Annotated in this window: 31 protein-coding genes; 14 read left to right on the top strand and 17 right to left on the bottom strand. The window is 59.6% G+C overall.

Going from position 1 to position 25,882, the window contains the following annotated elements; all coding sequences use genetic code 11:
* The first annotated feature begins 3 nt into the window (after nt 1-3).
* Nucleotides 4-621, top strand: a complete 618-nt coding sequence (locus tag DX908_RS06545) for a hypothetical protein (RefSeq protein WP_147303740.1) — start codon at nt 4-6, stop codon at nt 619-621.
* Nucleotides 622-638: 17 nt separating this feature from the next.
* Here DX908_RS06545 and DX908_RS06540 read toward each other — a convergent pair whose 3' ends face one another.
* The 3 genes from DX908_RS06540 to DX908_RS06530 form a co-directional block, all read right to left on the bottom strand.
* Nucleotides 639-1,832, bottom strand: coding sequence for a potassium/proton antiporter (locus tag DX908_RS06540; RefSeq protein WP_116391605.1), 1,194 nt, complete (start codon nt 1,830-1,832; stop codon nt 639-641).
* A gap of 132 nt (nt 1,833-1,964) precedes the next feature.
* Nucleotides 1,965-3,410, bottom strand: coding sequence for a carotenoid oxygenase family protein (locus DX908_RS06535; RefSeq protein WP_158548555.1), 1,446 nt, complete (start codon nt 3,408-3,410; stop codon nt 1,965-1,967).
* Nucleotides 3,410-3,868, bottom strand: coding sequence for a DUF2141 domain-containing protein (locus DX908_RS06530; RefSeq protein ID WP_199564616.1), 459 nt, complete (start codon nt 3,866-3,868; stop codon nt 3,410-3,412). Before DX908_RS06530 ends, DX908_RS06535 begins: the two co-directional genes overlap by 1 nt.
* A gap of 140 nt (nt 3,869-4,008) precedes the next feature.
* Here DX908_RS06530 and DX908_RS06525 point away from each other — a divergent pair, with 140 nt between their 5' ends.
* The 4 genes from DX908_RS06525 (at nt 4,009) to DX908_RS06510 (ending at nt 6,799) form a co-directional block, all read left to right on the top strand.
* Nucleotides 4,009-4,794, top strand: a complete 786-nt coding sequence (locus DX908_RS06525; RefSeq protein ID WP_158548553.1) for a LytTR family DNA-binding domain-containing protein — start codon at nt 4,009-4,011, stop codon at nt 4,792-4,794.
* 108 nt (nt 4,795-4,902) lie between these two features.
* Nucleotides 4,903-5,520, top strand: a complete 618-nt coding sequence (locus DX908_RS06520; protein ID WP_116391602.1) for a tetratricopeptide repeat protein — start codon at nt 4,903-4,905, stop codon at nt 5,518-5,520.
* Nucleotides 5,521-5,606: 86 nt separating this feature from the next.
* Nucleotides 5,607-6,335, top strand: coding sequence for a fumarylacetoacetate hydrolase family protein (locus DX908_RS06515; RefSeq protein WP_116391601.1), 729 nt, complete (start codon nt 5,607-5,609; stop codon nt 6,333-6,335).
* Nucleotides 6,332-6,799 carry a free L-methionine (R)-S-oxide reductase MsrC gene (locus tag DX908_RS06510; protein ID WP_116391600.1) on the top strand — a complete coding sequence of 156 codons (468 nt, stop codon included), beginning with the start codon at nt 6,332-6,334 and terminating at the stop codon, nt 6,797-6,799. Before DX908_RS06515 ends, DX908_RS06510 begins: the two co-directional genes overlap by 4 nt.
* Before the next feature lie 8 nt (nt 6,800-6,807).
* Here the strand turns inward: DX908_RS06510 and DX908_RS06505 are convergent, their stop codons facing one another.
* From DX908_RS06505 to DX908_RS06495, 3 genes are all read right to left on the bottom strand, one after another.
* Nucleotides 6,808-7,656, bottom strand: a complete 849-nt coding sequence (locus DX908_RS06505) for a DUF4328 domain-containing protein (RefSeq protein ID WP_116391599.1) — start codon at nt 7,654-7,656, stop codon at nt 6,808-6,810.
* Between the two features lie 25 nt (nt 7,657-7,681).
* The gene (locus tag DX908_RS06500) at nt 7,682-8,368 is read right to left on the bottom strand and encodes a PH domain-containing protein (protein WP_116391598.1); all 687 of its coding nucleotides are present in this window, start codon (nt 8,366-8,368) and stop codon (nt 7,682-7,684) included.
* An 87-nt stretch (nt 8,369-8,455) separates the two neighbouring features.
* The gene (locus tag DX908_RS06495) at nt 8,456-9,115 is read right to left on the bottom strand and encodes a DUF6151 family protein (protein ID WP_147303739.1); all 660 of its coding nucleotides are present in this window, start codon (nt 9,113-9,115) and stop codon (nt 8,456-8,458) included.
* A gap of 96 nt (nt 9,116-9,211) precedes the next feature.
* On the opposite strand from DX908_RS06495, the gene ettA reads away from it, so the two are divergent.
* Together ettA and DX908_RS06485 are read left to right on the top strand one after the other, a co-directional pair.
* The gene (gene ettA / locus DX908_RS06490; protein WP_116391596.1) at nt 9,212-10,876 is read left to right on the top strand and encodes an energy-dependent translational throttle protein EttA; all 1,665 of its coding nucleotides are present in this window, start codon (nt 9,212-9,214) and stop codon (nt 10,874-10,876) included.
* Nucleotides 10,877-11,060: 184 nt separating this feature from the next.
* Nucleotides 11,061-11,660 (top strand): hypothetical protein, encoded by a 600-nt coding sequence (locus DX908_RS06485; RefSeq protein ID WP_116391595.1) that lies wholly within the window; start codon nt 11,061-11,063, stop codon nt 11,658-11,660.
* Between the two features lie 82 nt (nt 11,661-11,742).
* Here DX908_RS06485 and DX908_RS06480 read toward each other — a convergent pair whose 3' ends face one another.
* Nucleotides 11,743-12,288, bottom strand: a complete 546-nt coding sequence (locus DX908_RS06480; protein WP_116391594.1) for a hypothetical protein — start codon at nt 12,286-12,288, stop codon at nt 11,743-11,745.
* A 174-nt stretch (nt 12,289-12,462) separates the two neighbouring features.
* Here DX908_RS06480 and DX908_RS06475 point away from each other — a divergent pair, with 174 nt between their 5' ends.
* Complete coding sequence (locus tag DX908_RS06475; RefSeq protein WP_116391593.1) at nt 12,463-12,882, top strand: VOC family protein; 420 nt, start codon at nt 12,463-12,465, stop codon at nt 12,880-12,882.
* A 159-nt stretch (nt 12,883-13,041) separates the two neighbouring features.
* On the opposite strand, the gene DX908_RS06470 is transcribed toward DX908_RS06475, so the two are convergent.
* Nucleotides 13,042-13,362, bottom strand: coding sequence for a hypothetical protein (locus tag DX908_RS06470; RefSeq protein ID WP_116391592.1), 321 nt, complete (start codon nt 13,360-13,362; stop codon nt 13,042-13,044).
* A gap of 357 nt (nt 13,363-13,719) precedes the next feature.
* Complete coding sequence (locus DX908_RS06465; RefSeq protein ID WP_116391591.1) at nt 13,720-14,106, bottom strand: EF-hand domain-containing protein; 387 nt, start codon at nt 14,104-14,106, stop codon at nt 13,720-13,722.
* Between the two features lie 152 nt (nt 14,107-14,258).
* On the opposite strand from DX908_RS06465, the gene DX908_RS06460 reads away from it, so the two are divergent.
* The 3 genes from DX908_RS06460 to DX908_RS06450 are packed head-to-tail and all read left to right on the top strand — an operon-like array spanning nt 14,259 to nt 16,305.
* Nucleotides 14,259-15,512 carry a DUF418 domain-containing protein gene (locus tag DX908_RS06460; protein ID WP_116391590.1) on the top strand — a complete coding sequence of 418 codons (1,254 nt, stop codon included), beginning with the start codon at nt 14,259-14,261 and terminating at the stop codon, nt 15,510-15,512.
* Nucleotides 15,509-15,871 carry a hypothetical protein gene (locus DX908_RS06455; RefSeq protein WP_116391589.1) on the top strand — a complete coding sequence of 121 codons (363 nt, stop codon included), beginning with the start codon at nt 15,509-15,511 and terminating at the stop codon, nt 15,869-15,871. The genes DX908_RS06460 and DX908_RS06455 overlap by 4 nt, the downstream gene beginning before the upstream one ends.
* Nucleotides 15,805-16,305, top strand: a complete 501-nt coding sequence (locus DX908_RS06450; protein WP_116391588.1) for a CPBP family intramembrane glutamic endopeptidase — start codon at nt 15,805-15,807, stop codon at nt 16,303-16,305. The genes DX908_RS06455 and DX908_RS06450 overlap by 67 nt, the downstream gene beginning before the upstream one ends.
* On the opposite strand, the gene DX908_RS06445 is transcribed toward DX908_RS06450, so the two are convergent.
* The gene (locus tag DX908_RS06445; RefSeq protein ID WP_116391587.1) at nt 16,302-17,159 is read right to left on the bottom strand and encodes an alpha/beta hydrolase; all 858 of its coding nucleotides are present in this window, start codon (nt 17,157-17,159) and stop codon (nt 16,302-16,304) included. The two genes, DX908_RS06450 and DX908_RS06445, sit on opposite strands and share 4 nt — an antisense overlap.
* 56 nt (nt 17,160-17,215) lie before the next feature.
* Here DX908_RS06445 and DX908_RS06440 point away from each other — a divergent pair, with 56 nt between their 5' ends.
* On the top strand, nt 17,216-18,580 hold the full coding sequence (locus DX908_RS06440; protein ID WP_233508644.1) for a mechanosensitive ion channel family protein: 1,365 nt from the start codon (nt 17,216-17,218) through the stop codon (nt 18,578-18,580).
* Here DX908_RS06440 and DX908_RS06435 read toward each other — a convergent pair.
* Genes DX908_RS06435 through DX908_RS06425 form a run of 3 tightly spaced genes read right to left on the bottom strand, consistent with a single transcriptional unit; the run spans nt 18,577 to nt 21,167 of the window.
* Nucleotides 18,577-19,035 (bottom strand): hypothetical protein, encoded by a 459-nt coding sequence (locus DX908_RS06435; RefSeq protein ID WP_199564615.1) that lies wholly within the window; start codon nt 19,033-19,035, stop codon nt 18,577-18,579. The genes DX908_RS06440 and DX908_RS06435 overlap by 4 nt on opposite strands.
* A gap of 37 nt (nt 19,036-19,072) precedes the next feature.
* Entirely contained in the window at nt 19,073-20,185 is a 1,113-nt protein-coding gene (locus DX908_RS06430; RefSeq protein WP_116391586.1) for an NAD(P)/FAD-dependent oxidoreductase, read from the bottom strand.
* 37 nt (nt 20,186-20,222) lie between these two features.
* Complete coding sequence (locus tag DX908_RS06425; RefSeq protein ID WP_116391585.1) at nt 20,223-21,167, bottom strand: glutaminase; 945 nt, start codon at nt 21,165-21,167, stop codon at nt 20,223-20,225.
* 88 nt (nt 21,168-21,255) lie between these two features.
* Between DX908_RS06425 and DX908_RS06420 the strand changes: the two genes are divergently transcribed.
* Entirely contained in the window at nt 21,256-22,422 is a 1,167-nt protein-coding gene (locus DX908_RS06420; protein WP_199564613.1) for a serine hydrolase domain-containing protein, read from the top strand.
* Between the two features lie 4 nt (nt 22,423-22,426).
* On the opposite strand, the gene DX908_RS06415 is transcribed toward DX908_RS06420, so the two are convergent.
* Both DX908_RS06415 and DX908_RS06410 read right to left on the bottom strand, forming a co-directional pair.
* On the bottom strand, nt 22,427-23,113 hold the full coding sequence (locus DX908_RS06415; RefSeq protein ID WP_116391583.1) for a hypothetical protein: 687 nt from the start codon (nt 23,111-23,113) through the stop codon (nt 22,427-22,429).
* A 62-nt stretch (nt 23,114-23,175) separates the two neighbouring features.
* Complete coding sequence (locus DX908_RS06410; protein ID WP_116391582.1) at nt 23,176-23,607, bottom strand: hypothetical protein; 432 nt, start codon at nt 23,605-23,607, stop codon at nt 23,176-23,178.
* A gap of 217 nt (nt 23,608-23,824) precedes the next feature.
* Between DX908_RS06410 and DX908_RS06405 the strand changes: the two genes are divergently transcribed.
* Nucleotides 23,825-24,691 carry an MBL fold metallo-hydrolase gene (locus tag DX908_RS06405; RefSeq protein ID WP_158548551.1) on the top strand — a complete coding sequence of 289 codons (867 nt, stop codon included), beginning with the start codon at nt 23,825-23,827 and terminating at the stop codon, nt 24,689-24,691.
* 45 nt (nt 24,692-24,736) lie between these two features.
* Here the strand turns inward: DX908_RS06405 and DX908_RS06400 are convergent, their stop codons facing one another.
* Together DX908_RS06400 and DX908_RS06395 are read right to left on the bottom strand one after the other, a co-directional pair.
* Complete coding sequence (locus tag DX908_RS06400) at nt 24,737-25,225, bottom strand: anthrone oxygenase family protein (RefSeq protein ID WP_116391580.1); 489 nt, start codon at nt 25,223-25,225, stop codon at nt 24,737-24,739.
* A complete protein-coding gene (locus tag DX908_RS06395; protein ID WP_116391579.1) occupies nt 25,222-25,851 on the bottom strand; it encodes an NAD(P)H-dependent oxidoreductase in 630 nt (209 codons plus the stop codon). The genes DX908_RS06400 and DX908_RS06395 overlap by 4 nt, the downstream gene beginning before the upstream one ends.
* Between the last annotated feature and the right edge of the window lie 31 nt (nt 25,852-25,882).

Raw genomic sequence — 25,882 nt, 5'->3', positions numbered from 1 at the left:
ATAATGAAGGCTGTGGTGAGGGGCCTGGTAATCTTGTGCGCATGCCTTGCGGGGTGCGGCTACGGAGATCCCTCACCTAACCCCTATAATATCGACTGGGATTTGACGCGCGAGGCGCTCCTCAATGAGCAGGAGGTAATTCGTGGGAATGAGGTTCTTCATTATAATGAGGATATCCTCATTGTCGGAGGAGATACACCGTTCTTTGGTGAGAATGTCCCGACAATGGTCACCTTCGAGGGTGACAAAATAATTTCGGTCACTTTTTTTCCATCAGACTCTGACTTCGAAGAATCCTCCGCTCAAGTTTATGATCGTGTTGTCTCTGAACTGACAAAGGAGTTTGGGACGCCTGTTTCGGTGGAGGAGTTCGATGAAGCTTTACGATTCTTTGGCCCAAAAGACCAAAGTGAAGAGTTCATGGCGGACTGGAACCCATCATATTTTTGGTCATTCAATAAGGTTTTCATTTGGGTTGATGAGACATTAGATGAAAATGGTCAGCCTACAACGGGTTATCCCAATGTCTATTTCGCAAGAACAGACTCTGATGGCCGTCTCTTTTTCTTTCTGTCACAGGTCGTAAAAAAATGGCGGGTAAGTGATTTGCCCGCCGAGTGATTTACGCCCCGACCCTGTCAGGCCTTTTGGGCTTTATCGAGGCCAAGCAGGCGCGCGGAAAGGGTCACGCTCCATCCCTGCATCAGCAGCGATGCGACGACGATCACGAAAACGGTGTTGAAGAAGATCGTGTCGACCGGTCCCGGCGTGATCACAGGCAGGATGGCAAGATAGATCGGGACGGCACCGCGCAGCCCCACCCAGCTCAGATAGACCGTCTCGTTCAGCTTCAGCCTGAATGGTAGTGTGCAGATGATAACGGCGGCAGGCCGGGCAATGAACATCAGGGCAAGGGCGATCAGCAGGGCGGGGATGAACACTTCGATCAGCCTGGTTGGTGTGACCAGTATGCCCAGCATCATGAACAGGGCTATCTGGCTGAGCCATTGAAGCCCTTCGCTGAAATGGATGATGCGGTCGGGCGAGCGCTTCAGACTGCCCGATACGACAAGACCGCAAAGATAGATGGCGAGAAAACCGCTGCCGCCCAGTGATGCGGTTGCGGAATAAACTACCATCGCCCCGGCCAGTGCCATCGGCGCATAAAGCCCTTCGGGAAGATGGATGCGGTCGAGGATCCATGCGAGCACGCGCCCGGCGCTCAGGCCGGCCAGCAGGCCGAATCCGATTTGCAGCAGGAACATGGGCGCGAACTCGGCAAGCGTCGCGGCGCTCAGGGTCTCTCCCTGATTGACGACGGCGGTCATGGCGATGGTCAGGAAGATCGCCATCGGATCGTTGATCCCGGATTCGAGGACCAGCGTATTTCTCAGCCTTTCGGGAAGCTCGATCCTGTTTTGCTGAATGAGGAGGAACGTCGCCGCTGCATCTGTCGAGGCAACGACCGCCCCCAGCAACAGGGCAAGCTCGAACGGGATGCCGATGATCATGCTGGCGGCCAGCCCGACCAGCAGGGCGGTGATAACGACCCCTGCCGTCGCGAGCAGCACGGACGGCCCAAGCGCGCCGCGAAGCGAGGCCGATGGCGTGCTCAGCCCGCCTGAGAACAGGATAATCGCAAGGGCCAGACTGCCCAGCGAATAGGCGGCTTCGAAATCATCGAAATGGACGCCGCCGGGGCCATCCTCTCCCACCAGCATCCCGCCGATCAACACCAGGAGGAGGATGGGGGCGCCAAGCCGTCGGGAAAGCGGTATCAGCAGAAATCCGGCGAGGACGAGACTGCTGATAAAAAGAATACCGCTTTCCATGAAGGCTCCAGACCGTTGATGCCAAACGCTTAAGGGTTGCGCGGCCGGGCTTCAATTGTCCTTGGGCGGCAAAAGGAGCGCTCGGCTGCAAATGTGCGGACGAGCGCCCCTCGAAAAGGCGGAAGGGGAAGCCTACGCCCCGACCCATGTCCCATGCAGCGGGACGGGCAGGGTCTGCGGGGCTTCCCAGACCGCGCGCGGGCCAGCGCTCAAAGCATCGCCGTCAAAGAGCGAGACCAGCGTCCGCCCGCGGGCGGCATCGAATTCCGTACCGATGAGCCAGACACCGCCGCCTGCCTTGGGGACTGCGACATGCTCGCCCATTTCGGTGTCGGCACTGGCGGCCCAGCTTCCCGTCACGTCACCCGCTTCATTCCGGGCAAAGAGCGTATTGCTGAGATAGTTCTCAGCTTTCTGCCGCCCGATATGGAATGTCGTTGAGGCTTTGCCGGCGAGCCGTGGATCGGCGACGGGGAATTCCGCCGCCCCGCCATCGGTGGTCGCAACGGCCCGGCCATCTGGATAGAGCGTGACCGCCTCAAAGACGGCATGATTGTTCCCCGCATAGACATCTCCCTTCATGATGGCCCGCGTGTCGACCAGCATGATGTCCGCATTTTTATAGGTACACGCCCCAAACCGGATCGTGCCGTCCTTCTCTTCCCAGGCGGGCGAGTGGTGGAAGACGAACCCGGCGGGCAGCTCATAGCGCCGGACGATCTCAAAGCTTTCCTTGTCTATCACCACATATTGCCGGGCCTGATCGCCATGCCAGTTGAAGCGGTCGAGATAGGCGCCGTCATTGTTCTCCGCGAGGAAGGGCGCAAAGCCGACAATCAGATAGCGTTCCGACATGGTGAAATCATGCACCATGGAATGGGGCAGATCGTTCAGCACCTTGAATTTCGCAAGACTGCCATCGGGCATGATCTTGTAAAGAAGGAGCTGGCCGCTCATCGCGGCATTGCCGAAGCTCCAGATCACCCCGTCCGTATCGACGCGCGGATGGGCCGAGACCGGCACGCCTTTAAGACCTTCGCCCAGCGTGACGAACCCTTCCGTAGAGAGATCATCTGGCCGCAGGGCGGTCGGGCTGCCGCCTTCCCACAGGGCCCAGATCTGGTCCCCGACCGACAGGACGGAGATATTCGCCGCATTGATGTCATCCGGCCCGGTGATAGGCCCCGGATTCTCCGGGATCGTGCCGAAGGTCGGATAGATGAAACGGCCCGCCTCGCGCTCCTCGATGAATTTCGGGGTTTCAACGAAACGCCCTTCATGGGTTGCGCCCTCATCGCCGAAGCGGAAGGCGTGGACCATGCCGTCGCCGTCGAACCAGTGCTCATAGCGCTCACCCCCGCGATCATGCTTGGCGGGGCCATTGAGGAAATAGGTGCCCCGGAAGCCCTTGGGCACATCGCCCGCGACCAGCCGCATGGTTTTGCGGGCAAAGCCCGCATCGGGCGCGCTCTGATAGCCCTTCATGATTTTGCCCGGCGCGGCTTTGGCGAACTGCATCAGCGGGGAGGCGGCAACGACCCCGGCCATGGCGGATTTGATGAAGAAGCGGCGGTTCATCACTTGATCTCCATCTTGTGCAGGGTGGCGGGGGCGGAGACGGTGAAAGCGGCGTCCTCCCATTTGGCCGGGCCGAAATTGGCCGGCGCATTATTCGAGAAGGCGAAAGGCTCATTCGGAATGCCAAGGACATTGGTGTCGAGCTCGCCATTGCCGTTCACATCGTGGAACGCCTTGATGCCGTATTCGCCGGGCTCGATCCCCTCGACGCTGAAGGTCAGCATGGCGGCGGCGGGCTTGACCCCCTGGGCCAGCGGCTTACCGCCATTATAGGCGTCCGCCCCCTTGAAGAGGATGACCCGGACATCGCCTTCGAGGATTTCGACACTCATCTCGATGGTCAGGTCAGCAAGGCCGTCATCGCGGCCTTCATCCATTGTGAGGGTCTCGGCTGCGCCGGACGAGGCGCAGGCGCCGAGCATCAGGGCGAGGATAGGCAGGGGGAAAATTCTTCTCATTTATGTCTCCTTTGAAGGCAGCGGATGGTCGTCTCCGCGTCTCACAGAGGCTAAGAAAGCGAGGAAAATCACGACAGAGAGGCGGCCTGTCATCCGCGAAGCCGGGTGGTCGATCCGCGAAAAAGGGGTGTCATTTCGCGATGCAGCTCATGCAACGGCTCAAATCGCTCTGGGAAAGCGCGCTCGATCACGACCTGCGGGTGCAGCTCGTCACCATGGTCGGGGCGGTCGCCTTCATGGTGATCCTTGAGCCCTTCAACACCGATCTCTGGTCATTCTGGGAGAAGGTCATCTATTGGGGCGTCTGCATCCCGGCGGGCTATGCCGGCAGTTTCTTCTTCGAGCGCTGGATCTATCCGACCCTTCTTCGCAGGGGGCTGAAGAACTGGCGCCCGCTGATCCATATCCCCTGCATCGCCGCCGGGGCGATGGTCGGGATTTTCGTCATTGAGGCGGTGCTGCGTGAGCCGGTGCCGCTGCGCTATGTCACCTATCTGGGCGGCTATGTGCTGGTGGTGACGACCGTCCTCTGGGGCATCGTCATGATCGGCACGCACGGATTTTCGTCCGAGAGCCGCGAAGAGGTGGAGGACGAGGCTTTCCGCGGTTTCCGCTCGCAATGGCCGCCGGAGCTGCGCGGGGCGCAGCTACAGGCCCTATCCGCAGAAGATCATTATATCCGGCTTCACACCGATGCGGGCGAAGCGCTGATCGCGGGGACGTTTTCAGAGGCCCTGAAAGCTGTCGGCCAACAGCCGGGGACGCAGGTTCACCGCAGCTGGTGGGTGGCAGAAGACGCGCCCCTGACGCTCAGCCGCAAGGGGGGCAAATGGGAGCTTGACCTTGGTGAGGGGCGAAAAGCGCCTGTCAGCCGCCGTTTTCGGCCAGAGGTCCGTGCCAAGGGCTGGGACCGGCTGGGCGCATGAATCCGACCTGTGGCCAAGGCGCCGCTTGCCGGAAGTCTCGCGACGGGTTAACTTCTTCTTGAGGATTTGCCCGGCGTTCCGGGCGGCTTGTTCTGGGGGAGGTATCCCATGCGGAAAACCGGTCTTTCGATGGGGATCGCGCTCGTGGCGCTGATGGGTGTTGCGGCAGCTCAACCCCCTGTAAATCAACAACATTTTGCGGCCGAAGCGGTGGCGCGAGATGCCGCCAGCTATGCGGCGTCGTGGCATACGACATCTGGCGCGCTGGGGGAGTTCTCGGCTCAGACGGTCAATGCGATTGTCGGCAATGAGGGCTTTGTCAATCTGCGCGAGCTGCGCCGGGAGGCCTCATATGGCAATCCGGACGCCGAAGCGGCGCTGGGTCTCTTCCACCTGACCTCGACGGGTGAGGCCTATGACCCGATCGCGGCCTTTGCCTATAACTCTGCAGCTGCAGAAGCCGGGATGCCGGTCGCCCAGACCAGCCTCGGGCTGCAATATCTCAACGGTGTCGGCACGACCCGTGACACCGCGAAAGCGGCGCACTGGTTCGAAGTCGCAGCCAAGGGCGGCCATACGCAAGCGGCCTACCAGACCGGCGTCATGTATCTTGAAGGCGAAGGCGTCGAGGATGACAGCCTGATGGCCCGTTACTGGCTCCTGCGCGCGCGTGAGAATGGCGACCGCCGGGCAACCCGCCTGCTGGCGGATTTTGCGACTTTCTAAGGCGCCTGCCACATCGGATAAAATTTGAGGGGTTCTCATGCTGAGGACCCCTTTTTCTTTGTGCGAATTGCTGCGAGGGGAGAAGGATGAACAGCTCTTTCTTTGTCCTTGAGCCCCAGCCCCCTGTGACCGTGCCAACTTCTAATGGCCGGGTCTTCCCCATACGGCGTATTTTCCTGATCGGTCGCAATTATGCCGAGCATGTGCGCGAGTTGGGCGGCGATCCGAAGGCGGACCCGCCGGTCTTTTTCACAAAACCCGCTGATGCGGCGATCGTGCCTGATGAGACATCGCCCGGCGTGCCATTTGCGCCGATGACGGAGGATCTGCATTTCGAAGCAGAGCTTGTGCTCGCGCTCAAAGAGGGCGGTACGGACCTGCCGGTCGAAGGAGCCGATGCGCTGATTTGGGGGATGGGGCTAGGCTGTGATCTCACCCGCCGCGACCTGCAACATGCGGCCAAGGCGGCGGGCACACCGTGGGACATGGCAAAGGGGTTTGATCATTCAGCCGTGCTCGCGCCGCTGGTTGAAGGCGCGGTTCTTGATCCGGCAACCGAGCTGACGCTCACTCGCAATGGCGAGATCTGCCAGCGCTCCGCGTTAGAAAACATGATCTGGTCGCCAGCAGAAATCATCTCCGAGCTGTCGAAATTTGTGCAATTACAGCCTGGCGATCTTATATTTACGGGGACACCGGAAGGTGTCGGCCCACTCGCCATCGGCGATGAAGTGGAAATCACAGCTGGCGCGCTTCCGCCCTTGCGGTTCGTCATGACGAAGGGCAGCGCCGCCGAAAATGAGACGAAGGCATGAGCAGCAAATCCGCTCTTTATGAGCAGGTTCAGAAAGAAATCCTCTCAGTTCTTGAGGGAGAGAAGAACCAGATCGCGCGCATGTCGACGATTGCCTGCCTGCTTGCGCACGCCTTTCCGGAGAATATCTGGACCGGTTTTTATATGGTGGATACGGAAAATCCGCGCGAGCTCGTGGTCGGTCCTTATCAGGGAACGCTAGGTTGCCTGCGCATCCCGTTCGACAAGGGTGTTTGCGGCGCCGCCGCCCGAACGGGTGAGACGCAAGTCGTTGCTGACGTCCACGACTTCCCCGGCCACATTGCTTGCGACAGCCGTTCGGTCAGCGAGATCGTCGTGCCCTTGCGCAATGCGCATGGCGAGCTTTACGCCGTTCTCGACATCGATAGTCCGCATGCGGGCACATTCGATGAAACCGACAAAGTCGCCCTCGAAGTCCTCGTCGCTGCAGTCTTCGGCGGCTAACGCGGTGGTTAGCTGTCCTTTCCGGATAGAGCAAAAAGCTGGCTCTGCGCCGTATTCACGCGCTTGATGATCTTCATCAGCATTATGGTCGTTGCGACGAGAAGGATGGACATGGCTGCATCGATCTTCAAGCCTAGAGTATAAAGCTCGTAATTGGTGACTTCGCCGAAAACACCTGACACCCCGATGCGTGATGTAATCCGGCCAACAATGATGACGATGATCCAGCCGGCCCACCACCAACGCAATAGAGAGAGCTCTTTATGCGGATGGCCGCTCAGCCTTTGCGAAGCCTGCCAGATCTGCCGGACACCGGAAAATGGCTTAAAGAGAAAGGCGATCGGAATGAAGTTCCAGCCGATGACCCAACCGGGATGCATCTCTGCTTCTTGCGCTTTCAACTGACGCATGTTTCGCATCGCCCTGAAGAAGAACATGGAATAAAAGACCGCGCATAAGGTCAGGGTGATCAGATAGACAATACCCGCTGTCGATTGGTGCAGGTCGACGAAATTTGCGACTTCTTCCGGGTAGCGATAATAATCCTCATCCCCATCGACCAGCTTGTCGATGACCTGCGCACCATGCAAATTCGAAAATGCCATGAAAAGATTGGCGGCAATGAAGGCGATAGCGGCATATTTAAATCGTACTCGACGGGCAGAGAGGGTCCTTAGATCAGGGCGCGCCTCATCCTTGGGTTTCGCCGCGGTCTCTTGAGCGGGGATTGCACGGCCGGTGTCGGGCAGGGTCACCTGATCTGTCGGCGAGACAATGCCCGCATCCATCAGACGCCGCAGCTCGCTTGGATCAACGGACGCAGTTGTCCCGTCGCTATAGGTGACGATGCAGCTCATTTATTCCCCCCGTAAGCTCTCAAGCCTAACGCAATTTCTGCGGCAGAACGGGTGCCTTGAAAGTCTTCTGACCCTTGCGCTTGGCCAGTTTTGTTTTCTTCTTTTTCTTCTCGCTGCCAACAGTTGCCTTGATGGCTGTCGGTGACATGCCGTTCGGGGACGGATCAAAGGGCGTTTCCGGTTTGCTGGGGGAGGCGGGGTATTCACGGTCGTCCGGCGCCTCGCGCAGGCGGGACTTGGCGCCTTCGATGGCGCGGCGGAACTCGATTGGATTGTCGATGTCGGGCAGTTTGATGACCCCGACCCCGGTGCCGCGCAGGATCAACCGGCCATAGCCGAAAATCCGTCCCATGACGGTCTGGTCAAGGCTGATTTCCTCGATCTTGTTGAGGCTCACCTCATTTGAATGCCGCGAGACCAGCCCTTTTTTGAAGATGAACCGGCTCGACGTCACGGCAATCTCGGTCGTGATGATATAAATCCAGTGGCTCATGAGCCCCAGAAGGCCGAGGGCGGCGGGGATGGCACTGATGCCATAAACCCAGACAGGATCTCCGGGCAGCCGGTCCTCGATCGACAGGAAGGCGGCATAGCAGAGCGGCAGGATCGACACGAACAGCCAGATCCAGGTCGGGGCCCAATAGGTCCAGTTGAAATGGGCCACCTTTACGATGTCCTCGCCCGGGGCGAGTGTTTCGCGGACATAGCTCATCAGGCGGTCTTTCCTTGTCTCCCGTTAATATATCACCCGAATGGCGCGGCGGAAGGGACGGGAGCTTTTAATGCCTGCCGGTGTCGCTTATTTGCCATGCGCGAGTTGCTTTGCGCTAATTCCCGCCATACGTGCGGCATCGACTTTCGCATAGAGCGCCACGCGCTCTCGCGGGCCCAATATTTCGGGTTTGGCGATGAATTTGCCGGTTTCAGGATCACGAAAGCCAGAGCGTTTTGCTGGCCGGGTGAAGGCGGTCTTCAGCGTCATGCCGAGAATTCGAAGAAAGAACGCGCCCAGCCCTTTGTCCCCACCGACCGTCTTTGGCCCGCCGCGCGCGGATTTGGTGAAAGCCTGCCCGAGCAGGGGGCCCATCGCCTCATTAAGCTGCGCCTCCGGGCCCAGCCCCATCACCTGAAACCCCGCAAAATCGAGCCAGCCCGGCATCGGTGTATTGGCCACCGGCGTCTTGCAGCAGGTCGTGTACCACCGCACCAGCGGCCCGCCGGTCAGGCGCACGGCAGCCAGCCTGTCCGCGCCTTGGGTGAAGCGGACGGAAGTTGCTTTCACCTGATAGATCTCGGAGCCCCCGGCGGGATCGAGTCCGTCCGCCTCATGCCCGCAAAAATACATGAACGCCTGGCAGTCCCGGCAATAGCATTTGACGTGATTGCCCTCGTCGGGGCTTACGCCCGCCAGAACGCCGCGCACCTCGCCGCACCGGCAGGTGAAATCGAGATCGGTCATCGTCATCCTTTCGGGCGCCATGCGTCTTTTGATTGAGCTTTCGGGGCGAGTGATCTATCGCCGCAGTCTTTCCACTATGCCTGTCCGGAGCGCTGAATGGCACGCCAGTTTATCTACCATATGCACGGTCTCACCAAATCCTATGGGGCCAAGAAGATCCTCGATAATGTCCACCTGCAATTCTACCCCGATGCCAAAATCGGCGTCGTCGGCGTGAACGGCGCGGGTAAGTCGACACTGCTGAGGATCATGGCAGGGGTCGATACTGAATTCACGGGCGAGGCCTATGTCGCGGATGGTGCCAAGGTTGGCTACCTGCCGCAGGAGCCGGCCCTCGATGAGACCAAAACCGTCTTTGATAACGCCGCCGAAGGCGTCGCCGAGATCAAGGCGAAGGTGCAGGAATTCAACGACGTCTCCATGCAGCTTGCGGAGGATTACACCGACGAGCTGATGGAGAAGATGTCGGCGCTGCAGGAAGAGATCGACGCGCTTGATGCGTGGGACATCGACTCGAAAGTCGAAATGGCGATGGAGGCCCTGCGCTGCCCGCCGGGTGACTGGGCGGTCGACAAGCTTTCGGGCGGGGAGAAGCGCCGCGTCGCACTCGCGCGGCTGTTGCTGGCGAAGCCTGACCTTCTGCTGCTCGACGAGCCGACCAACCATCTGGATGCGGAAAGTGTGCACTGGCTGGAGAATTATCTCGTCAATTTCCCGGGCGCCGTGGTGCTCATCACCCACGACCGTTATTTCCTCGATAATGTGACCGGCTGGATCCTCGAACTCGATCGCGCCAAGGGCATTCCCTATGAGGGGAATTATTCCTCCTGGCTCGAACAAAAAGCCAAACGGCTGGAGCAGGAACAGCGCGAGGACGACAAGCGCCAGAAGACGCTCGACCGCGAGCTTAAATGGATCAATCAGGGGCAAAAGGCCCGGCAGGCCAAATCAAAGGCGCGGATCCAGTCCTATGAGGAGCTGGCGAACAAGGCCGCAGCAGAACAGGTCTCGACCGCTCAGATCCAGATCCCGCCGGGCCCGCGCCTTGGCGGCATCGCGATTGAGGCGGAGGGCCTGAAGAAAGCCTTTGGCGACAAACTTCTGTATGAAGACGTTTCCTTCAAACTGCCCCCCGGCGGCATTGTCGGCATTATCGGGCCGAACGGCGCCGGTAAGACCACACTCTTCCGCATGATCACGGGGCAGGACCAGCCCGATGAGGGCACCATCAAGATCGGTGAGACGGTCAAGATGGGCTATATCGACCAGACGCGCGAAAACCTCACCGATTCAAATACGGTGTGGGAGGAGATTTCGGGCGGCCTTGACATCATCAAGCTGGGGGAGAAGCGCGAGGTGAACTCGCGCGCCTATTGCACCTGGTTCAACTTCAAGGGCGGTGACCAGCAAAAGAAAGTCGGCGATCTCTCCGGGGGCGAACGAAACCGTGTGCAGCTCGCCAAGATGCTCAAAGAGGGGGCGAACATGCTCCTCCTCGACGAACCGACCAACGACCTTGATGTCGATACGTTGCGGGAGCTTGAAGCCGCGATCGACAATTTCCCCGGCTGCGCCGTGGTCATCAGCCACGATCGCTGGTTCCTTGACCGTATCGCAACGCACATTCTCGCCTTCGAGGGCGACAGCCATGTCGAATGGTTCGAGGGGAACTTCGAGGACTATCTCGAAGACAAAAAACGCCGCCTCGGTCCGGATGCGGACATTCCGAAGCGCGTGAAGTACCGGAAGGTGGAACGGTAGGAGAGCGTGTTGAGCGGAACGCGAAGCGATCCGCCGCCGCTTTGATGACGCCCACCGGATGGCGGTGCGATCGTGTACTGGCTTGCACACATCCTCACACTTTCCGCGGGCGATGGTGGTGACCCTTTCCCTCCTCGGGTGATGCCGGTAAGGCGGAAACCTTGTTTCGGGAGAGAGAAAGATCATGTTTTCAGCCAGATTACTCGCAGCTGCCGCGCCGGCCCTATTTGTTCTGACCGCCTGTGGCGGGGGAGACGAGGGCGCATCCACAACGACGGCTGGTGGCACGCCTCCCACCGCCTCCTCTGCGCCGGTCGAGGTCAGCAAGGCCGATGCGGAGGCCGCGGACGGCACGATCACGGCCACCCTCGATGGCGAGGCGCGGACCTGGTATGTCACCTCCGGCGAACTCGGCGGCGAATTCAACAGCCAGAGCGACTGGTCCGGCTCCACTACATATACATCGGTCAGTCTTTTCGGGCACACGACGCCGAAAACGACGATGAGTTCCAAAAATGCGATGCTGGTCGGCTTCACAGTCAGCGGTGACAATCAGACGGTCAGTATGCCAAGTGTTTCGTTACTGACCGATTCACTGCTCCGTCGCTATGAGGGGGAAGGCAGCGATGTCACGGTTGCGCTTGAAGAGATGTCTGTCGACGGCGAATGGCTGCACCTCAAGGGCACATTCTCCGGTACGCTGACCTATACGGATAGCTCGGGCGCCACAAAAGACCCTGTGACCGTTACGGACGGCACTTTCGACCTGCGCGTGCATGACTGACATCGACGTGCACGGACCGCATCTGCGGTCCGTGGCTGCTTTAAGCGCGCACACCGCATAGCGGATCGCATCGCGTACGGCCCTACGCGGCGCGCAACCTTTCAAAGCACAGCCAATATCCGATCGTCAGGACACTGTAGAGCCCGGCATTGAACATCTGCGGCGTGAAGAGAATGCCGAGGGCGCTCACCACGACGAGGGCCGTCCCGATGCGCGCCGTCTTCATAAAGGCGAGGGCGGGTAGCAGCAGGCCGGTCATGAAAACCTCATTCGGGCCGATTTTCATGAACACGGCCCAGAGTGAGGGTTCGGCCATCAGGATGCCCGCCACTTCGTTTTCGACCTCGCCGGACGGCAGCGCCCAGAACACAAAATCGATCATGCACATGCCGATGACGGCGATGATCCCGGCAATAAGCACCGGGCATGCGACCAGCTCAATGCCGCGCCGTGGCAGCCGCGCGGCATAGGGGATGAGGAGCGCGACGCCGATGATCAGGAGCCAATGCGCATAGTCAACGGGCCGCTGGTTCTGCATCTCCCAGCCGAGGAGGGTGATGACCAATTGGCCCGCGGCGTAGATCGCGAGCCCTGCGAGAAAGAGCCCTCGGTCGAGACGTGTTGGCATGTGCTTTCCCCTCTATTCTGTCCTGCCATTTTCTCCGATATGGGCTGGAGAAAATCCTCTTCAAGCGGCCAGTTTTGGACGGATCGGCTTTGCGCAGCCCGTCTTCTTCCCTTGTCTTGTTGGTGTCCTGAGCATGCCCTAGCTCAGATGACAAACAAACAGGGAGGCCGCTTCATGTCCAACATTCTTCACCTCGCTATTCCCGCCGGGGATCTGAAAAAGACCATGGTCTTCTACACCGACGTGCTCGGCTGCAAGATCGGCAATGGCGAGGAAGGACGCTGGCAGGACATCAATTTCTGGGGCAATGAGCTCACCTTGCATCAATCAGAAGAGGCGCTGCCTTCCGTCCGGCACGATGTCGATATGGGCGCGGTGCTGGTGCCGCATTTCGGCATTCATCTGGAGCAGGATGATTTCGATGCTTTGAAAGACCGCATCGCTGCTGCGGGCCTTGACTATATCGATGAGCCCTATCGCCGCTTCAAAGGCGATAAATATGAGCAGGAAACCTTTTTCATCAGTGATCCGAACAATAATGTGCTTGAGATCAAGACGATGAAAAACCCGGAAGTCCTCTGGCCGGAGGGCTGATCGCCCGCATTTGCTTGCGCCCAAAAAAAATAAGGCCCGCCGGGGGAGGCGGGCCTAGAGTTATAAAAAGCGGTCAAAATATATCGGGGCGGCGGCCGCAACCCGTTCCCGTTAGGGCGGGAAATGGGTGCGGCCTGCCTTGCCGAAGAGAGCAGTGCCTTAACGCGAAGCGAAACGGGCTTCTGCAGACTCTTCGATTTGATCGTTCACAGCGGTCGTGATTTCTTCCTCGCATTCGCTGGCGTAAAGGCCGCTCGTGCTGGAGGTCAGGTTCTCACAGTAATCGCCGACTTCATCTGCCAGCCGATCCTGCCGTTCCGTGCTCGATTCATCTTCTGCCAGAGCAAAAGAGAATTCATACTCAACTTCGTCGCTCTCCTGCGCTTGTGCCTGGCTCGCCATCAGGGCGAGGCAAATGGTGAAAGCGGCGATAAGGGCGATGATGACAAAATTTGTCCGTGTCATAACATAATTACGCATTGTTTTTTCCTTTCTTTGAAATCGTGCCACCGGCGCGCCCTGTTGGAAGGGGCGGAGCCGCCGCCGGCTTCGAAGTAACGCAATGTATATACATTGCGCACGCCGTGCGCAAGAAGAAAAGCGCATATAGTGCGCCAAAGGGGTGCTAAGGCGCTAGAATCCAACAAGCATCGGGGTTTCAGAGGGACGAGACGCCTCTTTCAGGGCCTCAAAAAGGCAGTTTCGGCGAAAAAAATGCAGCCCCAAGGCCCCGAATCTGTCCCTTTGCGGGACCAGGCGCGGAATAAGCCTGTGGAATCAAAGCGGGGCCGCGCGGGCAATCGCCGCGGCGGCTTATCTGTATCTCAGATCAGGGGGTCAGTATTCGGGGCAGTAGACCGCGCCATTGCGGTCATCGACCTTGTAATAGCCGTCCTGCCGCCGGCAGTCGCGCTGCGTTGCGCTTGTTGCCGGGCGCCGATAGCCATCAAGGCATTTGGCTTCTGCATACATCTCGCAAGGGACCAGCGCGCCATCGCGGTTATAGTCGACCGTGGCGACCAGCTCCGTGCTGCCAGATGGTGTGGCGCCTCCGCGGCGGGCTCTTTTATAGGCGTCGAATTCGAGATCGCTGATCTGCCCGTCCATATTCAGGTCCGCCATGTCAAAGGCGTCCTGACTGGTCCGCAGCTCTCGCAACAGCTGGCCATTGGTCGGCGCATTGCTCATCACAAGCGCATAGGCACTGACTAGTTCCACCAGCATGGCGGTCTCCCTCTCCAACGTGGAAAAGTTAACACGGGAGAGGTCAACCGGCAAACACGCTCGCGTTGCCGTGCCGCCACACCTGCTTGGCGGCTGGGCTGGGGCAGATTAAAGGAATTCGAGGCCAACAGGGCCGGGGAGAGGGAAGACCCATGTCATCGACGCAAGAGGCCTCAACGCTAGATATGCCGGCCGCTGGCCCGGTTACGGGGGCGGAGCGCATCGCCTATCTCGACATCCTGCGCGGCTTTGCGGTCATGGCGATTTTTGCCGTGAATATCAAAGCGATGCTGATGCCTTTCCCGTGGTATATGAACCCCACCGCCTGGGGTTCGGAGCTCGATCAGACGATCGCTACGATCCAGAAATTCATTGTCGATGACAAATGGCGGACCAATTTCTCGGCGCTTTACGGCGCTGGGCTGGTGATGATCTGGGAGCGGATGCGCGCCCGCGGCATCGAAAGCCGCGTTGTCTTATGGAAGCGGAATCTGTGGCTGATCCTGTTTGGCGCAATCCATCTCTTCCTGATGTGGATCGGCGACATCCTCTTCACCTATGGTGTGACGGGCCTGCTCGCGGTCTTATTCGTGAAGATGGCGCCGAAAAAGCTCTTCATCTGGGGGGCGGGGCTCCTCCTGCTCGGCGCCGTCTGGATGTCCGGGATCATGGCGCTTTCTTCTCTAGATGCCGATGCCGCCGCCGAGATGTCGGCCATGATGTGGGATCCGACAGCTGAGGCAAATGCCGAGGCGATCGCCGCGTATTCGGGCAGCATCATCGATCAGTTGACGGCCCGAGTGCCGGAGGCGGCGATGGTCGGCATAATGGGCCTTCTCTTCTTCGGCCTGTTGCCGATGACACTTGGCCTGATGGTCATGGGAATGGGGCTCTATCGCGTCGGCTTTTATCAGGGCGCATGGCCGGCCAGCCGTACCTTGTGGCTCGCTGCCGTGGGGCTTGGGCTCGCCTGGGCGCTTGATGCCTATCAGGTGCAGGTGATTGCCAATTCTGGATACGCGTTCGAGGCCAATGTCCGCATGACGCCATTTTCAATCGTTGATGGCTGGCTCGGGGCTTTTGGGTATGCCGCGCTTATCTCTCTTCTGATCAGTATGGGGCTCAAATTCACACGTGTTGCGGCGGTCGGGCGCATGGCCTTCACCAATTACATCACCTGCACGCTGATCGGAACGACCATGGCGGGCGGTCATGGCCTTGGGCTCTTTGGCGCGGTCACCCTGACGCAGCTCGTCTATGTGGTGGGCGCGACCTATGTCGCCATGCTGATCTGGTCGCCGCTGTGGCTTCATTATTTCCGCTTCGGTCCACTCGAATGGGTCTGGCGCAGCCTTGTCTATGGCAAGCTCCAGAAGTTCCGGCGTGAACACGAGGTAGCGGCATGACGTATCGCCTTGCGGAACCGAACGAAGGTCTGACGCGCCACCTCATCCTGACCCTGACGATCATTGTCGTCTTTGTGGTGGCGGATGAGCGGGCCTTCGGGCTTTATCAGGCGCTCGGGATCGAGGTCGACTGGACGACGATCAAGGATCGCCTCTTTCTCGTTCATAGCTGGCAGATGATTCCGCCACTGATCGTCGCGCTGATTTTCTTCGGCAGCGGTGCGTTTCGCGCCCTTGGGCTTCAGGCGAATATCCTGACTGGCTTGCGGTCGGATTTGTCTGCACCCTGCCTATGCTGCTCGGATATGCGCTTTTCGGCACGTTTAGCCCAGGCGAAGCGCCGGTCGACCTCTTCCTGAAATATGCCCTGTTCCCAGGCGTGGGGGAGGAGATCATCTATCGCGGCTTCCTTTTTGGCTTGCTGTTCCGCTTTGCGGGATGGGGCTTCATACCGGCCAGCCTGCTTTGCGCTATCTCCTTTGGGGTCGCCCATATGTGGCAGGGGTCGAGCCCCGCTGAGACCGCAGGCATAGTTGCCATCACGGCGGTGGGCGCGGTCTGGTTCTCCTGGCTCTATATCGAATGGGGTAATAATCTCTTCGTGCCGATCACCTTCCATGTGCTGATGAATGAGTGGTGGCAGCTCTTTGAGATCAGTGAGACGGCGCTCGGTGGTGGGGTCGGGAATATCTTCCGCTTCACGACCATTGGCCTCTCGGTCGTGGTCACACTTATGATGGCAAAGCGTCAGGGCGGCTCCCGCCTCAAGGGACGCTGGCTTTTGTCGCGCTAGTCGAGGCTCTCAAAGAAGCGCGTGATGTCTTCCACCACCGGCAGGCGGCGGGGCCACGCAATGGCGATCACCGTGTCGGCATGATCGGCCTCCGGATAAATCACCCGCTCAACGCGGACGCCTGCGTCGTTCAGCGCCCGTTCCATTGAGTCGATATTCCGTTGCAGCACGACATCGTCTTTCTGCCCGTAGAGCAGGATCATGGGCGGCGCGTCTGCTGTCACCCGGTTGACCGGCTGAGTTGCCTCAAGGTCCGAGGCCTTGCCGAAGGTGGCCTTTGAAGAGGCGACATCGAGCGGCAGGAAGTCGTATGGCCCGGAGATCCCGGCGACCCCACGAATGATGTCAGTGCTCTTGCCGTAAGCGCCAAGGAATTCCGGCGCGACTGCGACCATCACGGCATTGTAGCCGCCGGCCGAATGACCGGCCGTGTAAAGACGGTCCGGATCCCCGCCATAGTCGGCGGCATGGTCATGGACCCATGCAATAGAAGCGGCGACATCTTCCATGAAGACCGGCCACGCGCCTTCCGGGGTCAGCCGGTAATTGACCATGGCGACAAGGTAGCCCTCTGCCGCGAAGCGCTTGCCGACGAAGGCATATTCCTCCTTGCTGCCCCATTCCCAGCCGCCGCCGTGAAAATAGACCAGCACGGGGTGGGGCCCAGCGCTATCCGGCCGGTAGAGATCGAGCCGCTGGCGCTCTAATTCACCATAGGCAAGGTTGCGTGTGATGCTGGTTGCGCGGTCGGGGTTCAGGGTAACACTGTTGAGCAGCCTTGGCCCCGAACAACCCGTCAGGGTCAGGGCGACAAGGGCGATGGCGGCGGTCAGGACCAGCAGGAGACGTTTCATCCCTCTTGCCTAGCGGTCCTCACCTCGCCCGTGAAGCAGGGGGCACAGGATCGCCCATGCTTGATCTGACCGACCAAGCGCCGGAAGATCATCTTGCGTATCGCGGCTTTCGGAGACTTGCCCAGATGGAAAACGTTCAGGAGCGGATCAAGGAACTGACGGATGCCGCTGTTGGCTGGCTCACGAGTGCCGCCTTTTACGGCCAGCTCGGCATCATCGCTGTCAGCGTCATCCTCGCCTATCTCGCGGCTGGGCTGATCGGCACACAATTGACGTCGCTCCCGAAATTCAAAGCGCCCGACTTCGTTGGCGATCTGGATGAACAGGTCGCAAAGCTCCGCAAACTGCTATTTCCTCTTGTTGCCGTGCTGCTCCTTGCAGTCGGGGTTGAGGTCAGCCGCGAAGTGACCGGACAAGTCGCGGTCGTCCAGATTGCGCTCGGCCTCTTCGTCATCATCCTTATCTACGGTATCGTCTCGCGGTACATCTCGTCCCGGGCCGTTCGCAATTTCGTCAAATGGGTCGGCCTGCCGATTGCGCTGCTCTACGTCTTTGGCTTCCTTGATGATGTCATCGCCCGGCTTGAGGCTGTGTCCCTCGACATGGGCAATATCGAGATCAGCGCCTATACACTCGTCCGTACGCTCATTTTCGGCTCGATCCTGTTCTGGCTGGGGCGTGTGTCGAACTCGACCGGCAAACGGGTCATCCGGGGACGTCCCGATCTGGATGTCCGCACGCGAGAGATCGTCACCAAGCTCTTCGAGATTGCGCTCTTCATCATCATCTTCCTACTGCTCCTGCAGGTCATGGGCATCAACCTGACGACGCTGGCCGTCTTTGGCGGCGCGGTTGGTGTGGGGCTTGGCTTCGGGCTCCAGCAGATCGCCTCGAACTTTATCTCCGGCATCATTATTCTTCTCGATAAGTCGATCACCATTGGCGATTACATTGAGCTGGAGGATGGCCGCGGCGGCATCTTACGCGAAATGACGATGCGCTCGGCTACGCTTGAGACCTTTGATGGCAAGGACATCATGGTCCCGAACGAGACCTTCATCACCTCCAGCTTCGTCAACTGGACGCATAACAATCCACAGCAGCGTTATGACATCCGCTTTCAGGTTGCTTATTCGACGGACATTCCGGCCATGCTCGATATCGTTCGCGAGGTGGTCAAAAGCCATCCGCAGGTGCTCTCAGGAGAGGCGGCGACCAAGGCCGAACAGCCCGATGCGGAGATTGAGGGCTTCGGGGATTCGGGGATCGATATTCTCGTCGAATTCTGGATGGACGGTGTCGATGATGGGGAGAATCGGGTGGCGGCGGACCTCAATTTGATGATCTGGATGGCGCTGAAACAGCACAATATCGAGATCCCGTTCCCGCAGCGTGAAGTCCGGGTGCTGAAGGAAGGCTAGCCATCAGGCCGGGTCTTCGCCTTTATCATCTCTGCTCGAGACCGAGGTAGCTCGCCGGTCTCTGCATCCTCATATAGTTTCACGTGTTCGATTTCCTGATGCCGGGCTGATTGCTCAGCAGGTGCTAGCGTCGTTGGAAAGATATTCTGCGGCAACTGGCGAGCGCCTGTTTCGGCGAGATAGGCATCGATCGCATCATGGCTGATTAGGATTTTTCCGCCACCTGTCCAGTGGCGGTCCTGATTGTTCTTCTTGATGCCTGATATCCAGTACTCTTCAAGCGTATCGATGTCATAGTAGTTCCCGTTTACGCCAGAGCCTTTCAGGCTACGGAATGCTTTTCCGTTGGAGTAAACGGTGTTGCCACTCTTCGACGCGCCAGCAATATCGATCCATGCCGGACCGTTCCCGGCATAGCCCGATTTCAGCTCAACATATATGAGGCGACCTTTCATCGAGAGAGCCTAGCATGAATACGTTATTCGCACGATGTCAGGCGGATTCGGCGATGATGCACGCCACTTCTTCCCCAATCGCCAGCGACGAGGTCAGGCCGGGGCTTTCAATCCCGAAGAGGGTGACGAGGCCCTCGATCCCGTGGGCGTCCGGTCCGTCAATGCGGAAGTCGGGCTGGTTCTCGCCGGGGCCATGCAGCTTGGGGCGGACCCCCGCATAATCGGGCATCAGTGCGCCATCGGGAATGTCCGGCCAGAACCGGCGGATCGTCTCATAGAAACTCCCGACGCGGGTCTTTTCCACGGCATATTCCGGCGCTTCGACAAAGCGGAGGTCCGGGCCGAAGCGCGCGACCCCGCCAAGATCACGTCGGTAATGCGTGCCCAGCGCGCCCTGGATCGGCAGGGGATAGACGAGATGCCGGAACGGCGCCTTGCCGGAGAGGGCAAAGTAGATGCCCTTGCCATAATGCAGCTTTGGGATATCCGCCTGCGGATAGTCCTCTATCCCTGCTGCCGCTTTTTGCGCGCCAAGCCCTGCGGCGATCACCAGCGCACGGGCGGTCAGGGTCATCTCGTCGGGGCCGGTCCGCACCTCTAACCCGCCATGGGGCAGGGGGCTTGCGCCAAGGAATTCTGTGTTCAGAACGACCTGCCCGCCGGTATCGGCTATCCGCCCCTCCAGCGCCTGCATGTAGGTGTGGCTGTCCATCACCCCGCTTTCAGGGGAGAGGAGTGCGGCGCTTGCCCGCAATTGCGGCTCAAGGCTCCGTGCCTGCCGCCCGCCAAGGGCAACCATGCCCTCAACGCCATTCGCTTCGGCCTGCGCCATGATACCGGCCAGCCGCTCCTCTTCATCCGCCTCGGTCGCCACGACCAGCTTGCCGCATTTGTCGAATGGTACATGATGGGTACGGAGGAAATCATAGAGCATCCGGCGGCCTTCCACACACAGCCGCGCCTTCAGCGAGCCGGTGGGATAATAAAGCCCGCCATGAATGACTTCGGAATTACGCGAGCTGATCCCTTCGCCGATCAGCGGGCCTTTCTCGATGACCAGCACTTCGCGGCCCGCGCGAGCCAGCGCATAGCCGCAAGCAAGGCCTACGGCTCCGGCGCCGACGATCAGGACATCACTATCAAAGCTCATGGCGCCCCTATAGCAGGCTTCGCGTCCCGCATCCGTCTCAGAAAAGCGTCACCTGACTGCGCTCAGAAAACCATTGCAGGGCCTGCGTCCCGGCCAGCGAATTGCCCGCCTGATTGAGCCGCGGCGACCACACCGCGACCGACCCAACCTGCGGGATAATGGCGAGGATGCCGCCGCCCACGCCTGACTTGCCGGGCAGGCCGACGCTGAAGGCAAAATCGCCCGACATGTCGTAATGCCCGCACATCATCATGATCGCGTTCAGCCGGTCCGTCCTTGTCTTGGTCGTCAGCTCCAGCCCCGTTGCGGGGTCGGTCCCGCCATTGGCAAGGAACAGCCCTGCGCGGGCCAGATCCACCGTACTCATCGCAATCGCGCATTGCTGGAAATAGGCCTTGAGCGCGATGGGCACGTCCTCTTTCAGGATGCCAAAGCTCTTCATGAAATAGGCGAGCGCCCGGTTGCGGTCGCCATAGGCTTCTTCTGACTCGGCAACCTTCATATCGATCCGGGGGCCGAGCGAATTGGCGGCTTTCCGGATAAAGGCCAGAAGGCGCGCGATCGCCGTGCTCTCCCCGCAATGCCCGACAATGGAATCGGTGACAACGATGGCCCCGGCATTGATCAGCGGATTGCGCGGCACGCCGTGGTCTTCCTCCAGCTGGACGATGGAGTTGAACGCCGTGCCTGAGGGCTCCCGCCCGACGCGGTCCCACAGCGCCTCGCCTTCAAGCTCCAGCGCAAGGATCAGGGCAAAGACTTTCGAGATCGACTGGATCGAGAAGGGCGTTGACGCCCGGCCGGTCGTGAAGGTCTCGCCGCGCAGATTGACGAAGGCCATGGCAAAGCTCTCGGGGTCCACCGCGGCGAGCGCGGGGATGTAATTTGCGACCTCGCCATGGGTCAAAAGCGGCGCGATATCCGCCCCGATGGAATCGAGCAGGCCCTGCCAGTCAAAATCGTCATAATGATCGATACGCATTCGGCGCCGCTAGCGCGCCTTGCGCGGGCTGGCCAGTGGTGGCGACAGGGGCCGATCCCCGCTAGGCTTGGCGGCAGGAGGAATGCCCATGCTGCGTCTCGTTTGCGCCCTCATCCTGCTTGTCGGCCCGGCCGCCGCGCAGGATTATGTTCCCGGACCTCATCCTGATTGGGAGCATCGCGATCCCGCTGAAATGGGCCTTGATCCGGTGAAACTCCAGGCGGCGATTGACTTTGCCGTCGCGCATGAGACCCGGCATCCGCCCGAACTTGCCGCCGTCGCCGATGTTCGGGATCTGCGCATCACCGTGCCTTTGACCTGGGCACGCGAGGCCTTCTCCTCACCCATCGGCCCGCTGGAGCCGCGCGCGGCCCCCAACGGGATCATCCTGAAAGACGGTTATATCGTGGCTCAATGGGGCGAGGTCGATGAGGTCGATATGACCTTCTCGATCTCCAAAACCTTCCTCTGTCACACGGCAGGGCTCGCCTTTGACCGGGGGTTCCTCGACCCCGACAAGCCGGTCATCGAAAAGGTAACCCCTACGGAGGATTTCGCGCTCCCCCATAATGCGCCGATCACATGGGACATGATGCTGCGTCAGACATCGGGCTGGATCGGCACCTTGTGGGGCAAGCCGTGGTGGGCCGACCGGCCGGGCGAAACAGCAAGCTCGGATTTGATCGAGGGTCCGCCCGAGCCCGGCAGATATTATGAGTATAATGACGTTCGGGTGAACGCGCTCGCTCTCGCGCTCACCCATCTATGGGAGCAATCGCTGCCGGAAGTGCTGGAAGAGGGCGTGATGTCCCCTATCGGCGCCAGCGATAGCTGGCACTGGGAAGGGTATGACAATTCCTGGACGGATGTTTACGGCAACCGGCTGAAGGTCGTATCCGGCGGCGGACATTGGGGCGGCGGCATGTTCATCAATGCCTATGACCTCGCCCGGCTCGGCCTTCTGGGCCTGCGCGAAGGTCAGTGGGGGGAGGAGGTCATCCTCTCAACGGAATGGATTGCGCGGGCGCGCACCCCGACCGGGCCGGAGTCCGGCTATGGCTATATGAACTGGTTCCTCAACACAGATCAGAAACGCTTCCCCGCCGCGCGCGAGGATGCGGTCTCCTATCTCGGGGCCGGTGCCAATATGGTCTACATCGATTACGAACATGACCTCGTTGCCGTCGTCCGCTGGATCGACAGCAAACAACTCGCAGCGTTTGTGGAGTTGCTGCTGGAAGCGGCAGAAGAATAACCCCTCAAAGGCATCCTTCGACATACTGGATCGAGGGGCCGCCGGCGTGGATCGCCATGACCTTGCCGTCATCGCCGATCTCATAGCGGATGCCGCGCGCGGCAGGGTCATCCGTATAGGATTCATCGCCAGACGGGCCATTCGCGCTCCAAGCGGTGATATATTCAGCCGGCGCGTCCTGATATTTATGTGGTGAGATATCTGCGTCCGGATAGGCAGCTTTCACTTTTGCCGCCTCGGCGCCGATCCCGATATTCCATTCACTGACGACATTGCTGTCCTGCATGACGGAAATCCGTGTCACGACATCATTCTCCAGCATAACCAGCATGTCGGTCGGAGCGTTCTCCGGGTGGTACTGATCACAAGCCGCTGGATCCGGCCCGCCAGCAAGTCCCGGCTCGCTGTCTGGCCCCATCGCGGCCGTGATCTCGTCTCGGGTCATGCCGATCTTCAGGACGCCCCAGCCTTCTGGTGTCAGGGGGATGACCTTGCCATTGGCGGGCAACTTCTCAGGTGCAACAGCACTTGTCTCATTTGCCGGTGTGCCGCTCGGGGCCGCCTGTTTATCGCGGGCCGGTTTTTCGATCGGCGCAGCGGCGGGTTCAGAAACCTCCGCCTCTTCATCCTTCCCGCCACAGGCGGCCAGACCAAGAAGAAGCGCAAAAACAGGCAGATGAGCACGGCGCATGGGATATCCTCCGGAAAATCCAGTCTAAGACAACGCCGGAGCGGCGGCTTGGTTGCACGGCATTAATGCCCGTTGGCCTTCATATAGTGGATGGTCTTGATGCCCTCACGGAAAAAATATTCGAGCTTGTCGGCGGTGCGTAACGGGTTCTCACCATCTCGGCTGTGATGCACGATCAGCTGGCCGTAGAATTTCCCGTCATAAAAAGGGCAGTAGACGGATACATCAATCTGATAGTCCCGCGATGAGCCCGAATTGATATCTTTTCGGACCCCATAGAAAAAGACCGTGCTGCCGCCTTTGCTCTTTTCTGTGTCATCAATGTTCCAGTGCCAGTTGCGAAGCGCCTGACCCATCATGAAATCGGCGGCCTCCATACATTCGTCGCGGCTGGTGATCTGGCCAAGGTCGCGCACGGCATATTCGCCTGCGGTGGCGACGCCGTAGATCGAAGAGACCGTAATAACTGACGTCAGAACTGATTTAAGAAACATGGGATCCTGTCATTCGGCTGGGCGGGAAGATTTGTTCAGGCTTCCCGCGAGATGTCAAACTCGACCCCTGATTCTGTCCTATCCCTTCTGGAACCCAGATTGCGTCAGTTTTGGGAACAAGCTAACTCAGTCTGACGGAGCGGCGGCCATCTGTTCGGGTTCTTTGGGGTGGGTGCGGAGAGTCTTCTTCAGACTATATAACGCAGAAGGACGGAAGATGAGAAAAATCCTGTGTTCCCTCACAGCTTTAGGCTTTTTGTCCGGCATCGCCGCAGCGCACCCCTCGGATGGGGAACAGACGACCGCCCATTTCCTTGCCAATGAAGGCGTGATGATCGTCGATGGCGAGACCAAGATCCTTTTTGATCCGCTGTTTCGGCATGATTATGCGAATTACCAGAACCTGCCCGATGACATACGCGCCAAACTGTTTGCTGGCGAGGCGCCCTATGACGGGGTCGACGTCGTCTTCATCAGCCATGCGCATGGGGATCATTTCACTGCTTCCGAAGTCAACGACTATCTCGCGGCCCAGCCGCAAGTGTTGCTCGTCGCGCCGACGCAGGCTGTAGCTATGCTCCGGCAGGGCGCGGGCTGGGAAGCATCTTTCGAGGACCGCATTACGGTCATGGCGCCTGAATATGAAGGCGAGCCGAACAGCTTTGCCCATGTCGTGGTCACCGAAGATGGGGTAGGGTCCACAACGGAAGAGAGCATCACGGCATCTGCCGTTCGCATTCCCCATGCTGGTGGCGCAAGAATGAAAGACGTCGAAAACATCGTCTACCGCGTAACCCTGAATGAGGGCGCGACCGTCATGCATCTGGGAGATGCCGCACCGGAGCGGGAAGCGCATGCACCGCAGACGGATTTCTACCAGAAGATCCGCACCCATATGGCATTCGTGCCAGACTGGTTCTTTGCGGCGTTGGGCGGTGAGGCGACGCGCGAGATGCTCAATGCGGATAAAGCGGTCGGCATCCATGTGCAGGTCGTCGTCCCGCAGGGCCTGATCGAGTCAGGCGAGGATTATTTCTCAAAGCCCGGAGAGACGCGGGCGATCATGTACGGGAACCCCAATTAGGATTTAAGCGAGGTTCCCGATGATCCTGTCCTCCGCGCGCATGGTTCAGGCACCGGCAAGGGGTGCCAGCATATAAAGCCCGCCTGCGATGAAGGATGACGCGGTGCGCAGATGGTTCCACCGTGTCCAGACCTTCAGATAATGATGCCAGTACTCGCACGCCTCGAGCGCTTCGGGCACCATCTGGGCCAGTTTCTCATTCATCGGCACATTGCCGAACATGGTCACACCGAACATACCGATGAGGTAGGTGAGTGACCCTGCGATCACCAGCATCCGCGAAGACCCCTCCAGCTGGTTCCATGAGATGAAGGACAGCCCGCCCATCACCGGGACCAGTCCGAGGGCGGAGAAAAGAAAGATCGTCCTGAACACCCGCCGGTTGATGCGCTGCATTCCTTTGATGCCGGAAGGCTCATCAAGACGCCCCAGCGCGTCCATCACCAGCTCGGAGAAGGTGAGGAACACCCCCGCGACGAGGGCCGCCGTCAGGCCAGTCCCCGTCAGCACGATATCGAGATGATCGAAGTTCATGCCGCCCTCCCGGTTTCGTACTGCGTGGCGACGGTTTCGGCCTCGCGCCCGCGGGACGCGCCGAGTTTCTCCATCCGGGTCTTCCAGGACAGGATTTTCTCCGTGCCCGCCAGTTTGACTGAGCCGAATTGGAGTGCTTTTTTCACCTTGATGCCGCAGAATTCCAGCACCTGCTTTTTAAGAACGCGCAGGCCCGGCTGGCCGTAAAAGACCCGGTCGAGCAGGGGCGGGGTGTCGGACGTAATGACGATGTCCGCCGTCCGGCCCTCGAGCAGCTTGTCCCATTTGACGCCGCGCGCATGGTATTTGAACGCAAACCCCGGCGTCAGGCCGCGGTCGAGCACGGCGCGGGCAAGGCCCGGCATCTGCCCCCACCAATAGGGATGGATGACGACTATGTGATCCGCCCACGCAATATTCTGCTGCCATTGGATCAGGTCCGGCTCCAGCGCGGGCATGTCCTTGCCAAAGCCCTTCATGCGCGGCTCGAACGCCATGTCCCACAGGCCCTGAATGCGAACTTCCGCGCCGGTCCGGCGCGCGCCCGCAGCATAGGCCTCGGCCAGTCCAGTCGACAGGGACGCCTCACGCGGATGCGCCACCCAGATGAAAATGTGGTTTGTCATATCGCCTCTCCTTCGCTTGACACATTGTCAA

This window comes from Parvularcula marina (genome assembly GCF_003399445.1).
In the GTDB taxonomy this organism is placed as follows: domain Bacteria; phylum Pseudomonadota; class Alphaproteobacteria; order Caulobacterales; family Parvularculaceae; genus Parvularcula; species Parvularcula marina.
This window is presented reverse-complemented; position numbering and strand designations above follow the sequence as displayed.